Below are 13559 nucleotides of genomic sequence, written 5' to 3' on the forward strand. Positions count from 1 at the left end.
AGGCCGGGGACGGGAGACGGACCCGGTCACACCACGTGCGTCGTGTCGTAGGACCCCAGCACGCGTACCCAGCCGTTCTCGGCGATCGCCTCGAGCGTCTCGAGGGCGTCCTTCGTGCGTGGTTCATAGAGGCCGGCCTCGACGTCGAAGTGGAACAGGTAGTCGCCGAGGCGATTGCCGCTCGGGCGAGATTCCACCCGCGAGAGGTTCACGTCCCGGTCGGCGAACGCCTCGAGCATCTCGAGGAGGAGCCCGGGGTAGTTCGCGTCCGGATAGACGATGAGGGTCGTCTTGCCGCCGGCCTCGCTGCGTGCAGACTCGGGGGCGATGACGAGGAAGCGGGTCGCGTTCGAGGAGCGATCCTGGATGTCCTCGGCAAGGATCCGGAGGCTCGTCCCCTCACCGTCGAGCGGCTCGGCGTTGTCCGGGTGGCCGATCCCGGCGACGCGGGCGTCCTCGCGGGCGCGTTCGACCCCGCGGGCCGTGGAGGCGACCGCCTCCCGGTCGACCTCGGGATACTCCCGCTCGAGGAACGAGCGACACTGCGCGAGCGCCTGCGAGTGGCTCGCGACCACGTCGAAGTCCTCCGCCTGCGCCAATAGGGCGTGCCGGATCGGCGTCACGATCTCCTGGACGACCGCGACCTCCTCGTCGGCCAGCGCGTCGAGGCTCTCCGTGACCGAGCCCTCGATGCTGTTCTCGATCGGGACGACGCCGCGGTCGAAGGCGCCTGCCGAGACCGACTCGACGATCGCCGTGACCGATTCGCGGAACGCCACGTCGTCTGCGACGGCCCGCGCGGCCCGGTGGGAGTAGGTGCCGGCGGGACCCAGCGTGACAACGTTCATCGTCCGGGATAGCCCGGCGCCGCTGAAAAGCGTGCCGGAGCGGCGGTGTTCCGAGACGTGGATCGACCCCGCTTCCCCCCGATCGCTACTCCGCGATGTCGATCGCCGGCCGCCCGGGCTCCGCGTTGCGCGCGACGTCGGCGGCCGCGTCCTCGGCGCGGACGACCCGCACCGGTGCGTCGAACTCCCGCTCGATCAGCCAGGCGGCCGCCCGGAGGGCGTCGTACTCGGCGTCCCCGCGCAGGGTCATCGAGAGCGCCTCGCGCTCGGCCTGGAGGTCCTGGCCGTACGCGGCCGCGGCGTCGCCCTGGTCGCGGATGTGGTCCTCGGCCATCAGCTCGCCGATCAGGTTGTCGGCGTCGCTGTCGATCGCGATCTCGAGGGCGTCGTACTTCCAGTCGGGGGCGACAACGACGTCGATCGACTCGGGATCCTCGATGCCGGCGACGTCGATGATCTGTCGAACGTCCTCGCGGGTGTTCTCGACGAGTCGCCGCCGTTTTCGAACCGTCTCGCGGTCGACCGACGCCTCGGGCCACTCGGCGGCGAGCACGACGCCCCCCTCGACGGCCGCCTCGGCGTCGGCGTCGTTGCTCGGATCCGCGCCCTGTAACTGCGCGTACAGCTCCTCGGCTAGGTGCGGCGTCACGGGCGCAAGCAGCCGGACCGCCGCCGAGAGGCCGCGGCTGAGGACCGCCGGATCCGGATCGTCGACGGCGTCGGCGTAGCTGCGGAGCGTGCGGACGAGCTCCTGGGCCTCCCGCAGCGCGACGTTGAACGTGAGATCCTCGTACTCCGCGGTGGCGATGGCGATCGCGGCGTCGACCTCGTCGGTCACGTACGCGGCGATCGGATCCTCGTCGGCGTCCGCTCCCGCCGCCGTCGCGTCCGCCGCCACGATCGCGTCGGCGTGGTTCTCGACGAGCGCTTTGAGCCGGGCCAAAAAGCGGTTCGTCGAACGAACGCCCTCCTCCGACCAGTCGAAGTCGCGTTCGGGCTGGGCCGCCTGCATCATGAACAGCCGGGCCGTGTCGGCGCCGTACTCCTCGACGATCCGCTGAGGGGAGACGACGTTGCCCTTCGATTTCGACATCTTCTCGCCCTCGAGCTGGACCATCCCCTGGGCCAGCAGGTTCTCAAACGGCTCGCGGTGCTCGAGCCCCTCGTGGTCGGCCAGCACCTTGGTGAAAAACCGCGAGTACAGCAGGTGCATCACCGCGTGTTCGATCCCGCCGACGTACTGGTCGACCGGCATCCAGTCGTTGGCCCGTTCGAGATCGAAGGGCGCCTCCTCGAGGTCGGGGGAGACGTATCGCAGGGGGTACCACGAGGAGTCGACGAAGGTGTCCATCGTGTCGGTCTCCCGCTCCGCGGGGCCGCCACACTCCGGACAGGTCGTCTCCGTCCACTCCTCGGCGGCGTCGAGCGGATTGCCGGTGGTGTTGATGAACTCGGGGAGCTCCACGGGGAGGTCCTCCTCCGGGACCATCACCGGGCCGCAGTCGTCACAGTGGACGACCGGGATCGGGGTCCCCCAGTAGCGCTGCCGGGAGATGCCCCAGTCGCGCAGCTGATACTGGGTCGCCTCGCTGGCGCTCTCGATGTCCTCGGTCAGGCGATCGCGGGCCGTCTCGCTGTCGAGGCCGTCGTACTCGCCGGAGTTGATGAGGATGCCGTCCTCGGTGAACGCGTCGTCCTCGACGTCGGGGACGGTCGGGTCCGCGCTCTCCATATCCGCCTCGTTCGCCTCCTCCATATCTTCCTCCTCCACGTCCGCCGCGTCCGGTTCGGGCGCGATCACCGGCCGGATCTCGATGCCCTTCTTCTCGGCGAAGGCGTGGTCGCGCTCGTCGTGGGCGGGGACCGCCATCAGCGCACCGGTGCCGACATCCGAGAGGACGAAGTCGGCGACGTAGACCGGGATCTCCTCGCCGGTCACCGGGTTCGTGGCGGTCAGTCCCGTCGCGATCCCGTTTGGCTCGTCGCCCTCGGGGTCGGCCGCTTCCTCGATGAACCGGCGGACGTCGGCGTCCGTCTCGGCGAGGGCCTCGCTGATCGGGTGGTCGGGCGCGAGCGCGAAGAAGGTCGCGCCGTGGATCGTGTCGACCCGGGTGGTGAACGCCTCGACGTCGCCGTGCCCCTCGATCTCGAAGGACAGCTCCGTCCCGTGCTGACGGCCGATCCAGTTGCGCTGCATCTGCCGGACCGAGTTGGGCCACCCCTCGAGGTCGTCGATTGCCTCGAGGAGCTCGTCGGCGTACTCGGTGATCCGCAGGAACCACTGATCGAGCTCCCGGGTTTCGACCGGCGTGTCACACCGCCAGCACAGCTCCGCCTCGCCCTCGACCTGCTCGTCGGCGAGGACGGTCTCACAGGAGGGACACCAGTTCACCTCGGCGTCCCGGCGCTCGACCAGTCCCTCCTCGTGGAACCGGGTGAACAGCCACTGGTTCCACCGGTAGTAGTCGGGCGTGCAGGTCGTGATCTCCCGGTCCCAGTCGTAGCCGAACCCCATCGACTGCATCTGGCCCTTCATCGTCTCGATGCAGTCGAGCGTCCAGTCGCGCGGGTTCGTGTCCCGCTCCTTGGCGGCGTTCTCGGCGGGCAGCCCGAAGGCATCCCATCCCATCGGGTGGAGGACGTCGTCGCCGCGCAGCCGGCGGTAGCGCGCGTACGCGTCCGTGATCGTGTAGTTCCGGACGTGCCCCATGTGCAGCTTCCCCGAGGGGTACGGGTACATCCCGAGCACGTACGTCGGGTCCGCGACGTCGTCGGGTGTCCGATACGCGTTCGCCGCCTCCCACGCGTCCTGCCACCGGCGTTCGATCGCCGTGTGGTCGTATCCCTCGTCGGTCATCTGTTTATAGACGCGTGGTGGCGTCTCCGTCGTATACCTTTCCATCCGCGGGGAGGACGGTCCGTCCCTTTCACCACCGCTCTCGACCGGTCCGTAGCCTTTTGCCGGTCGCTACCGTCGATCCCGACGTGGACCGTGACGTCCTCACGCGGGAGCTGCGCGCCGGGCTCGCCGAGACGCGTCGGTACCTCCTGTCCCATCACAAACCGGCGGAGTACGATCGGTGTCACCGGATCTCGATCGGTTCGCTGACGCTCCGGCTGTGCGCGCGCTGTTCCGGCATCTATCCCGGAATTATGGCGGGAATTGCCCTCGGGATCGGCGGCTGGCTGCAGGGACCGATCGGTCTCCTCGTGATCGCGGTCTTCCCGATCGCGGCGCTCGTCGATTGGGCGCTCACCGCGGGCGATCCCGGTGCCGGGTCCAACCGGATCCGAACCGTGACGGGGCTCCTCCTCGGGATCGCGTATGGACTCGGGATGCATCGGCTTCTACTCGACGGCGATCTGCGGATCCTTGCGATCGGCGTCGGATACGCCGCCGTCGTCCTACTTATGCTCAGGATCCATCCCGGATCGCCCGTCGGGACACCTTAAGCGAACGTCGGCCACTCCGCCGTCTTTCGGGATTCGGCAGTTGGGACCGTCCTCGCCGGTCACATAGTTATAAATATCCCCGGAAACACCTCGAAACTATGCCAGGTCCCACTGACGACGACTCGACCCGTGACCGACGATCGCGATCCGACGATTCGGACGACGACGACGATCGAGTTGCCCCTGCCGGCGATGGCCCCGACGACGCGGGATGGGAGGACTCAGACGATCGCGGTGCGGATCGGACCGGTCGCCGCGACGCGGATGACGGTGGTGCCGCCGGCCGGAACGGCGGTCGAAGCTCGGAGCCGAACGCACAGGCTGGCCCCAACGGACAGGCCGACCCGAACGGACAGCCCGGTCCCAACGAACAGTTCTGTTCGAGCTGCGGGACCATCATCAAGAAGCAGGCCGAGATCTGTCCGGAATGTGGCGTCCGGCAGGGCGGTGCGGCCGCTGGCGGCGCCGGCGGTGCAGCCGGGGGCGCCCCGGCGGGCGGTGCCGGCGCCGCCAGAAGCTCCAAGGACCGCACCACTGCGGGGATCCTCGCCCTCCTCCTCGGCGGGATCGGGGCACACAAGTTCTATCTCGGCGAGAACGGGATGGGACTGCTGTACCTCTGTTTCTCCTGGACGTTCATCCCGGCCATCATCGGGTTCATCGAGGGGATCCTCTATCTCACCAAGACCGACGAGGAGTTCCAGCGGCAGTACGTGTAGGAAACGGAACGGCGAATCCAGGCACCGCTAGCCGACGAGACGCCCCATCACGCCCGGTTCCGTCGGCGTCGCCGAATACACAATCCTTATGCCCAATAATGCCCTATATACGGGTGCAATGTCTACCGGAACGGTTGACTTCTTCAACGACACTGGCGGCTACGGCTTCATCTCGACTGAGGACGCGGACGACGACGTCTTCTTCCACATGGAGGACATCGGCGGCCCCGATCTCGAGGAGGGACAGGAGGTCGAGTTCGAGATCGAGGACGCCCCCAAGGGCCCGCGCGCGACGAACCTTACCCGACTGTAAGGTCTCTCGGCGATCTCACTGACGCATCGGCATATGGCTGCGTTTTCCGTTTTCTCGCCCGGACAGCGACGTCGCCGTCGTGCCGTGACCCGATGGGCTCCCGATCGACGGCAGATTCGCCGACGTCATCCCGCTCGACGCCCGACGCGACGGGTTCCCGCTCGACGCCCGCCCGGGCGGCGCCCTTTTGACTGCGCGCCGCCTAGCCGTCGGCCGTGCCCGTCACGACCCGCCACGACCCGAGCCATCGGGAGGCGCTGTGGGAACTCGAGTCCGCCTTCGACCGCGGCGCGCTGATCACCGTCTTCGGCGCCTGCAGCGTCGAGTATCGCGGTCGTGCCGCATCCTCGCTCGGCCCGGGTGACCGGCTCCTCATCCTCAAGCCGGACGGCGCGGCGCTCGTCCACACCGACGAGCAGCGAACCCCGGTCAACTGGCAGCCGCCCGGATCGACCCACCACGCCGCCGTCCGTGACGGGCGGCTTCGGGTCCGGTCGGAACGGTCCTCGCCCGACGAGACGCTCATCGTGCGGTTCTCGACGGTCCACCAGCTCTCGGCGATGGCGGTGACCGGCGGTCGTGACCTGGCGGTCACCGGCAGCGAGGCGGACCTCCGGCGGCGGATCCTCGCGGATCCCGCCCTGATCGAGCCGGGCTTCGAGCCGACCGCGATCGAACGCGACAGCGCCGCCGGCCCGATGGACGTCTTCGGCGTCGACGCCGCCGGGACGCCGGTCGTTCTCGAGTTGAAACGCCGGCGTGTCGGCCCGAGCGCCGTCAGCCAACTCGGCAGGTACGTCGACGCCGTCGCCGAGGAACGGTCCGCGGCGGCGACCGCGGACGACCCGGATTCGGACGACCCGGATGCGGCCGACTCCGGGACCGCCGCCGACGCATCCGACACGGACCGGGTCCGCGGGATCCTCGTCGCACCCTCGATCACCGACCGGGCGGCGGAACTGCTTGCCGATCGCGGGTTCGAGCACGTCGCGCTCGATCCCCCCGCCCCGGCCGGCGACGACACAGGCGCTGACGACACGGACGCCGATGACGCGGATACCGACGACGTGGACGCCGACGACGCGCCGTCCTCGTAACGTCGGGGGCGGTTCGTCGGGAGATCCGACGGCGAGCGGACGCCTCTCAGGGGGTGAACGGCCGCCTTTCGAAGGGTTTATTCGCGCAGCGGCGGGTATACTCGACAAGTAACCATGTCAGAAAAGCCGGCCTCTATGTACCGGACGATCAGCAAGCCCTCGTACACGCGTCGCGAGTACATCACGGGCATTCCGGGTTCGAAGATCGCACAGCACAACATGGGAGACCTTCAGGCCGACCCCGACGACTACGAGGTCGAGATCAGCCTCCGCGTCGAGGAGACGCTCCAGATCCGCCACGGGTCCCTCGAGAGCGCCCGCCTGTCCGCCAACCGCCACCTTCTCACCGAGATCGGCGAGGGCGAGTACAAGATGGTCCTCCGGAAGTTCCCCCACCAGGTCATCCGGGAGAACAAGCAGGCGACCGGCGCCGGCGCCGACCGTGTCTCCGACGGGATGCGGCAGGCGTTCGGCAAGCCGGTCGGCACCGCGGCACGGGTTATGGTCGACGAAGCCGTCTTCACGGCGTACTGTGACCCCGAGGACGCCTCGGCCGTCAAGGAGGCGTTCCGACGCGCGTACAACAAGATGTCCCCGTCCTGCCGGATCACCGTCGACCGCGGCGAGAAGCTGCTCGTCTCGTAGGATCGATCGTCGATCGACGGTCTCCGGCGTCTTCTTCGGGTCGTCGCCCGTGTCCCAGTTTCGACCATCGTCGCGAGGCTTATCCCCGTTGCCCCGTTCGTGTGGATCGATGCTTCGGCTCGCGATGAGTACCCGTTCGGAAACCTTCGAGCGCGTTCGTGACCCCCTCGCGGACCGCGGGATCGAGGTGGTTCACCTCCGCGCGAAACAGCGGCCGATCCGGGTCACCGACGCCCCGGATGCCCCCGCCGATCCCGTCGAGCCGATCCCCGACGCGGTCGACGTCGGCTTCGTCTATCCGACGCGACTGATGGAGGGGGCGGCGCTCGACGCACGCCTCGAGATCCCGTGGGTCAACGACCGCGAGGTCGTCCTCACCTCGCGGAACAAGGGCGGCGTCACGAGCGCGCTCGATGCGGCCGGCGTCCCGGTTCCTCGGACCGTGATGGTCTCGAACCCGGTCGATGAGGCCGCGGTACTCGATGCGGTCGACGCCGCGGGGCTGTCGTATCCCCTCGTCGTCAAGCCGAACTCCGCGACCCGTGGCGTCGGCGTCGCGAAGGCGGTCGACCGGGACGACCTTTCGGGAACGATCGACTACCTCGATCTGATTCACGACAATCCCGCGACCGGCGATAAGTCCTACCTGATCCAGGAGTTCCTACCGAACGCGCGCGACTACCGACTGATGGTGGTCGACGGCGAGTGTCTCGGCTCGGTCGAGCGCCGCCATCCGCCATCCGGGACGGCGTCCCGCGACGATGATGACGCCGTCATGGTTGATACAGCCGACGACGATGCCGCCGCCGCGATCGACGCCGACGGCGCAAGCCGGTGGAAACACAACGTCCACCGCGGGGCGACCGCGACTGCCGTCGATCCGCCCGAGCGCCACCGGGCGATCGCGGAACGAACCGCGGCCACGCTCGGGATCGACTATCTCGGCGTCGACCTCCTCGAAACGGACGATCGGCTCGTGGTGACCGAGACCAACGCCCGGCCGACGGTGGACGCCGCCGAGAAGTACGCGGAGGAGTTTTACGACCGGCTGGCGGCGCTCATCCGGCGAACCGCGGCCGGCGGTGGCTGATCGGAGGCCGAGCTGTTCGGACTTCGGGAACGGCCGGCGCTGGCTTCCCGCCTCACCTCACGCGACGTCGATCGACGCCGAGTCGTCCGCACGGTCGAAGGTCACTTCGAGAATCCCGTTGTTGAACGTCGCGGACGCCGACCGCTCGTCGACGCGGACCGGAAGCGAGACGCGCTCGTCGTACTCCCGGCGGTCGGAGGCGGCCGACACCGTCAGCGTCTCGCCGTCACACTGCAACGAGAGGTCCTCCTTGGAGACGCCGGGCAGGTCCGCGACCAGGCGCACGGTGTCGTCCTCGACGTACGTGTCTACGTGCGTCTCCGTGCCGAAGCCCGCGTCGTCGGCGTGCTCGCCGTCCGCGTTGGCCATCTGGTTCATCATCCGTTCGATCTCCTCGAAGAAATCGCCGAACGGATCGTCGCGGTCGTCTCTGTCCATACGCGAAGGCAGGGCTGTGAGTCGGATAAGCCTTCTGTCAGCCGCGGTTTCAGCCGTTTCCCTGCGCCGCATATCGTCACCGCTGGGGCGACGAATCGGGCGAATCGATCGTCCCGTGACTGCCACGCACCGCCACCGTGTGTGAACACACGTCACCCCGGGTGCGTTTCCCCACGGCTAAGTGAGCCCTCTTCGTTCGGGCACGTATGGCACCGTTCAAGACGCTCGACGACCTGCCGGGCGACGCCCGCGTGCTGGTGCGTCTGGACCTCAACTCGCCGATCGAGGACGGACGACCGCGGGACAACCGGCGGTTCAAACGCCACGCCGCCACCGTCCGGGAGCTCGCCGAGCGGGGGCATCCGGTCGTCTGTCTGGCCCACCAGGGACGGCCCGGCAACGACGACTTCGTGTCCCTGGAGCGACACGCCGATCTGCTCGAATCACACGTCGGCCGCGAAGTCGCCTTCGTCGCGGATACCCACGGGGTGGCCGCCCACGAGGCGATCGAGGCGACCGATCCGGGTGAGATCCTCCTGCTCGAGAACGTTCGAATGGCCGATGACGAGCTTCCCGAAGCGGACCCCGAGACCAAGGCCGAGACCGAGTTCGTCCGCTCGCTCGCACCGTACTTTGACGCCTACGTCAACGATGCCTACTCGGCGGCCCATCGTGCACACGCGTCCCTCGTCGGCTTTCCGCGCGTCCTCCCCGCCTACGCCGGGCGAGTGATGGAGGCCGAGTACGAGGCCAACACGGCGATCGCGACCCGCGAGTTCGACGGTCAGGTGACGATGATCATCGGCGGGACGAAGGCGATCGACGTCATCGACGTGATGGACGCCCTCGAGGGGAAGGTCGACCGGTTCCTGCTCGGCGGCGTGGCCGGCGAACTCTTTTTGCGCGCCGCCGGCCATCCGGTCGGTCACGACCTGAAGTGGATGGATCTCTTCGACGAGCAGTGGGACCGAACCCACGAGACCGTCGAGACGCTGCTTTCTGAGCGCGGCGACGAGATCGAGCTGGCGGTCGATCTCGCCTACGAGGACGAGAACGGCAACCGAACCGAGATCGATGTCGATGACGTCGAGGAGAAAACCGACGCGTACCTGGACATCGGCTCGGCGACGGTCGACGCCTACGGCCCCGTGATCCGGGACTCGGCGGCCGTCTTTATGAAGGGGGCACTCGGCGTCTTCGAGGACGAACAGTTCGCCGACGGCACCGTCGGCGTCCTCGAGACGATCGCCGATACTGATTGCTTCTCGGTGATCGGCGGCGGCGACACTTCCCGGGCGATCGAACTCTACGGGCTCGACGAGGACGACTTCTCACACGTCTCGATCGCCGGCGGCGCCTACATCCGAGCACTCACCGGCGAACCGCTGCCGGCCGTCGAGGAGCTGCAACGAACTGCCTGAGGCGGTCACTCGGCCCGCAGCGCCGGCGGATACTGGACCTCGATCGCCGTCGCCGTCGACAGCGGCAGTCGCATCTCGATCTCCCGCGCCTTGCGCTCGACCACCTCGAACCCGAGCCGCCGGTAGATGCCGCAGGCCACCGAGTTCGACGGCTCGACGGTCAACTCGATCGCCTCCCGTCCGTTCGCCGCACCGAGGGCGATGATCTGTTTGCACAGCTCGGTTCCGAGCCCCCGACCGTGGGAGGCCGGTCCAACGAAGACCGCGAGTTCGGGGTCGGCCACGTACGTCGGCGTGTACACCGCGTGCCCCGCGATCCCGTCCGGTCCGACGGCGACGACGTTGAGTCCTCGGTCGAACAGCCGGTCGAGCCACGTCTCGATCTGCCGATCGTTGACCGGCGGGAGCCCCTGGGCCCGTTCGGCCGAGGTGAACGTCTCGTACATCTCACGAACCCCCTCACGATCCATCTCGGTCGCCTCTCGGATCGTCCAGGGCGTGCCGTGTTTGTCCACGAACCGCGGACAGCGCGGCGGACAGTGTGGCGTTCCCTCACAGTCGTCGGGGGCCCAGTACGAGCAGGCGGCCTCCGGGCTGGATTCGGCGGTGACGTCGGACTCGAGGGTGTCGTCGGGGTTGAGGGTGTCGTCGGGATCGGTCATGGGTCTGTGGGTGGTCCGTGTGCGGTGTGCGAGCTGTTCTCGTTGTACACTCACTACTACGGGGAGGATGCCCTTTAATGCGACTGCGAACATCTTCGGACCCGATCTTGACATCCTCCTCCACCTGAAGGTGGAGGAATCCCGACCGCAGTTGGGATATTATGGTTTGCAGTCTACCACTTCTCGTTGCGGTTGGAATCCGCAGGAGAGGTCATAGAGGTAGACTCCGGGCTGTGCCAACCAGCCGGTACTCCTATCTTCGTCCAAATTGTCCCAAGACTCGGAGTTACTTTCGTCATTGATGTTGAGACGGATGTTCTCCGCCCCGTTCACATCAGCGTTGAACGCTGCGTCACACTCCTCGCACACGTACAAGCCGCGTTCGACACGCTGACTCTCATCTTCTCTCCCACAAACGCAACACGTCTTGCTTGTGTCACGCTCGGACACCTCGACGACCTCGATACCCTCAACCTTCGCCTTGTATTCAAGGATGTTGGTGAAGCGGTCGAATGCCCACCCGTGTAGATCAAGGTTGCCGTGCTGACCCCAGTTCTTCGAGTCGCCATTCTCGTCCTCGCGCACGCCTTCCAAGTCCCCGACATTGATACGGCCAACATCCTTCTCAATACATCGTTGAACGATATGTTTGGCGAGGCTGTGGAAGAAATGGGTGCGACGCTCCGACCACTTCGCGTGGAGACGTGTGGCTCGTTCACCACTGCTGTCGTCGCAGTTGGCGATTTCTTTCGGGAAGTAGTAGCCGTCCTGCTTCAGGCGGTTCCCCAGGTATAAATCCGCTTCTTCAGTGCTGTACGCGACGGCGGCGAAGTTGCAGATGCCGAGGTCAACGCCAGCGGTTTCGTTGCCGGGTGCGGTGGGCGTCTCGATTTCGTCTTTGCAGACGAGGTGGAGTTCCCATCGCTCGTTCTGCTGGTCGTAGACAGCGCGAACCTGTTGCAGGTTATCAACTTCGACACCGGGTCGCGTCTTGTACTCGACAAGGATGTACTCCCACGCTCGGGGGTGTTCCTTGTGATTCGCGCCCTTCGAGAGGCGGACACGGTTGTTTTTTGTGTCGTGACGGATACCATTTTGCTTCCACGTCACCGTGCTGCGGGGATGTTCTTCGTGGACGCGGCGGTCTTGGTCGTCATAGTAGTTTTGTTTGCGGTAGCCGGGCGGATTGTCCCGGTCATCGTCGGAGTTGTACCATGAGTTGAAGGCTTCAGCGAGTTCCTCCAGAACCCGCTGACTGGACTGACTGTGTAGTCCCTTGTATTTGGTGTGAGTCTTCAACTCGTCTTTCAACTCCTCGTGGTCGGGGATTTCGCCCGTCCCCTCCCAGACTTCTCGGGAGTAGTAGTTGGCGACGTTCCAGAGTTTGCTGGCCGACCATCCGTGCCGGTCGAACGAGTCCGCGACCTGTGAGTGGTTGCGGATTTTCGCTCGATGGGTGCGGTGGACTTCCAGCATTCTAAACGTCCGTATAATCGTTTATACTTATGTTTCTTGTAAAGATTGGGTTTGAGAACGGTGGAATATCCGGCCCTGCCGGAGTCGGTGGAATGGGTCACTGAGTGACGGCGCGTATCCACGGCCTGAAGGCCGTGGTATTGCGCCTGCTCAGCGTATAAAAGGGACGTCGCCGATCCGACCGGTTGCCACTTGCAGGCCGAGCTCGACCGTCGGAACGGCTCCGCCGTCGGTGGGGATCGGGCTTCGGTGGGACTCAGTCGTCGACGGGGACCGCTTCCCGGTCGTCGTGGGCATCGAACAGGCTTTCGAGCCCGACATCCAGCGCCTCGTTGGTTCGATCGATCGACGCCGCGGCGTCGACGTCGGTCACCATCGCGCGGATCGCGTCGATGTTCTCCGGGATGACGTCCGACTCCTGGTGGACGTTTTGGAACAGGTACAGGTCCGGTCCCTCCATCCCGACCGACTCCGCCCAGACGCAGTTCTCCCAGAGATCGCCACGGGGACGCCCCGAATCGAGGGCGTAGTCCTTCAGCTTGCCCGCGCCGTCGATGTCGGCGGTTTCCGGGATCGTGAAGATCCGTGATTCGTCCGCGAGGAGGTCCAGGATCGCCGACTCGTCGGGCTCCGATTCGAGGGTGACGTTGAGGCTGTGGGTGTGCATCAACGTCGTCGGGGCCTTCAACGCGAGCGTGTCGATGTCGACGTCGGGGAAGATCGTGTTGACGTCCGGGCCGTGGTGGGAGGGGATCGAGACCGGATCCGGAAGCACGTCGTTGACCGGTCCGCGACCCGTCTCGGAGGGATCGCCGCTGCGACGGACGAGGGTGACTCGCACCTTCTCGATGCCGTACTCCTCCTCGAGCGGCGCGATGACCCGCGAGAGGGCGGTCGTGTTACACGAGACCACGCGGACGTAGTCGGCGTCGCGGGCGTCCTCGAAGTTCGACCGGGCGTTGAAGGAGACGTCGGCGATGTCGGCGCCCTCGCCGCCCTGGAAGATCGCGGGTGTGTCGCGGTCCTCGTAAACGGGTCGGTTCTTCGGGCCGATGTCGCTGGGACAACAGTCGACGACGATGTCACTCGCCTCGATCAGCTCCTCCAAGCCGCCGGCGACGTCGAGGCCGGCATCCGCGAAGGCGTCAGCGCGGTCATCGATCGCGGCATAGAGGTCGTAGCCACGTCGAACCGCGGTTTCGGCCTCGTAGTTCGGGCGGGTCTTCGCGACGCCGCTGACGGTCATGTCCGGCTGGGCCGCGACCGCGTCCGCGACGCGTTTTCCGATCGTTCCGTATCCGTTGACGCCCACGTGGATCATACCCGGAAGTCGGCCCGCGGCCCGTATAATCGTTACGAGACCGTCAGTGACGGTCGTTGGGAGCCGTTCCCACCGA

General features: G+C 66.6%; 13 protein-coding genes. 7 read left to right on the forward strand and 6 right to left on the reverse strand.

Annotated elements, in window-relative coordinates; all coding sequences use genetic code 11:
• Window positions 1-26: 26 nt before the first annotated feature.
• Entirely contained in the window at window positions 27-848 is an 822-nt protein-coding gene (gene pheA / locus BLW38_RS00230) for a prephenate dehydratase (protein WP_092812675.1), read from the reverse strand.
• Window positions 849-933: 85 nt separating this feature from the next.
• Window positions 934-3705, reverse strand: a complete 2772-nt coding sequence (gene leuS / locus BLW38_RS00235; protein ID WP_092815369.1) for a leucine--tRNA ligase — start codon at window positions 3703-3705, stop codon at window positions 934-936.
• Between the two features lie 128 nt (window positions 3706-3833).
• On the opposite strand from leuS, the gene BLW38_RS00240 reads away from it, so the two are divergent.
• The 6 genes from BLW38_RS00240 (at window position 3834) to BLW38_RS00265 (ending at window position 8165) form a co-directional block, all read left to right on the forward strand.
• Window positions 3834-4301, forward strand: a complete 468-nt coding sequence (locus BLW38_RS00240; protein WP_092815372.1) for a DUF2085 domain-containing protein — start codon at window positions 3834-3836, stop codon at window positions 4299-4301.
• 98 nt (window positions 4302-4399) lie between these two features.
• On the forward strand, window positions 4400-5020 hold the full coding sequence (locus BLW38_RS00245; protein ID WP_092812678.1) for a TM2 domain-containing protein: 621 nt from the start codon (window positions 4400-4402) through the stop codon (window positions 5018-5020).
• 118 nt (window positions 5021-5138) lie between these two features.
• Window positions 5139-5333, forward strand: coding sequence for a cold-shock protein (locus tag BLW38_RS00250; protein WP_021075115.1), 195 nt, complete (start codon window positions 5139-5141; stop codon window positions 5331-5333).
• A gap of 215 nt (window positions 5334-5548) precedes the next feature.
• The gene (nucS, locus tag BLW38_RS00255; protein WP_092812681.1) at window positions 5549-6430 is read left to right on the forward strand and encodes an endonuclease NucS; all 882 of its coding nucleotides are present in this window, start codon (window positions 5549-5551) and stop codon (window positions 6428-6430) included.
• Between the two features lie 114 nt (window positions 6431-6544).
• Window positions 6545-7075, forward strand: coding sequence for a 50S ribosomal protein L16 (locus BLW38_RS00260; protein ID WP_092812684.1), 531 nt, complete (start codon window positions 6545-6547; stop codon window positions 7073-7075).
• A 109-nt stretch (window positions 7076-7184) separates the two neighbouring features.
• Window positions 7185-8165: an ATP-grasp domain-containing protein gene (locus tag BLW38_RS00265; protein WP_092812687.1), complete on the forward strand. Its 981-nt coding sequence runs from the start codon at window positions 7185-7187 to the stop codon at window positions 8163-8165.
• A 57-nt stretch (window positions 8166-8222) separates the two neighbouring features.
• Here the strand turns inward: BLW38_RS00265 and BLW38_RS00270 are convergent, their stop codons facing one another.
• Window positions 8223-8603: an Hsp20/alpha crystallin family protein gene (locus tag BLW38_RS00270; protein WP_092812690.1), complete on the reverse strand. Its 381-nt coding sequence runs from the start codon at window positions 8601-8603 to the stop codon at window positions 8223-8225.
• A gap of 206 nt (window positions 8604-8809) precedes the next feature.
• Here BLW38_RS00270 and BLW38_RS00275 point away from each other — a divergent pair, with 206 nt between their 5' ends.
• Window positions 8810-10024 (forward strand): phosphoglycerate kinase, encoded by a 1215-nt coding sequence (locus BLW38_RS00275; RefSeq protein ID WP_092812693.1) that lies wholly within the window; start codon window positions 8810-8812, stop codon window positions 10022-10024.
• A 5-nt stretch (window positions 10025-10029) separates the two neighbouring features.
• Here the strand turns inward: BLW38_RS00275 and BLW38_RS00280 are convergent, their stop codons facing one another.
• From BLW38_RS00280 to BLW38_RS00290, 3 genes are all read right to left on the reverse strand, one after another.
• Complete coding sequence (locus tag BLW38_RS00280) at window positions 10030-10686, reverse strand: GNAT family N-acetyltransferase (protein ID WP_092812696.1); 657 nt, start codon at window positions 10684-10686, stop codon at window positions 10030-10032.
• Window positions 10687-10845: 159 nt separating this feature from the next.
• A complete protein-coding gene (locus BLW38_RS00285; RefSeq protein WP_092812699.1) occupies window positions 10846-12162 on the reverse strand; it encodes an RNA-guided endonuclease InsQ/TnpB family protein in 1317 nt (438 codons plus the stop codon).
• A gap of 256 nt (window positions 12163-12418) precedes the next feature.
• Window positions 12419-13483 (reverse strand): type II glyceraldehyde-3-phosphate dehydrogenase, encoded by a 1065-nt coding sequence (locus BLW38_RS00290; protein ID WP_092815375.1) that lies wholly within the window; start codon window positions 13481-13483, stop codon window positions 12419-12421.
• Between the last annotated feature and the right edge of the window lie 76 nt (window positions 13484-13559).

It is taken from the genome of Halopenitus malekzadehii (genome assembly GCF_900108505.1).
Classification (GTDB): domain Archaea; phylum Halobacteriota; class Halobacteria; order Halobacteriales; family Haloferacaceae; genus Halopenitus; species Halopenitus malekzadehii.

Bases quoted from the DNA above. Each gene is read 5' to 3' on its own strand.
- BLW38_RS00250 (WP_021075115.1), top strand. From the start codon at position 5,139: ATGTCTACCGGAACGGTTGACTTCTTCAACGACACTGGCGGCTACGGC.
- BLW38_RS00270 (WP_092812690.1), bottom strand. From the start codon at position 8,603: ATGGACAGAGACGACCGCGACGATCCGTTCGGCGATTTCTTCGAGGAG.
- BLW38_RS00285 (WP_092812699.1), bottom strand. From the start codon at position 12,162: ATGCTGGAAGTCCACCGCACCCATCGAGCGAAAATCCGCAACCACTCA.
- BLW38_RS00245 (WP_092812678.1), top strand. From the start codon at position 4,400: ATGCCAGGTCCCACTGACGACGACTCGACCCGTGACCGACGATCGCGA.
- BLW38_RS00275 (WP_092812693.1), top strand. From the start codon at position 8,810: ATGGCACCGTTCAAGACGCTCGACGACCTGCCGGGCGACGCCCGCGTG.
- BLW38_RS00265 (WP_092812687.1), top strand. From the start codon at position 7,185: ATGCTTCGGCTCGCGATGAGTACCCGTTCGGAAACCTTCGAGCGCGTT.
- BLW38_RS00260 (WP_092812684.1), top strand. From the start codon at position 6,545: ATGTCAGAAAAGCCGGCCTCTATGTACCGGACGATCAGCAAGCCCTCG.
- BLW38_RS00280 (WP_092812696.1), bottom strand. From the start codon at position 10,686: ATGACCGATCCCGACGACACCCTCAACCCCGACGACACCCTCGAGTCC.
- BLW38_RS00290 (WP_092815375.1), bottom strand. From the start codon at position 13,483: ATGATCCACGTGGGCGTCAACGGATACGGAACGATCGGAAAACGCGTC.
- leuS (WP_092815369.1), bottom strand. From the start codon at position 3,705: ATGACCGACGAGGGATACGACCACACGGCGATCGAACGCCGGTGGCAG.
- pheA (WP_092812675.1), bottom strand. From the start codon at position 848: ATGAACGTTGTCACGCTGGGTCCCGCCGGCACCTACTCCCACCGGGCC.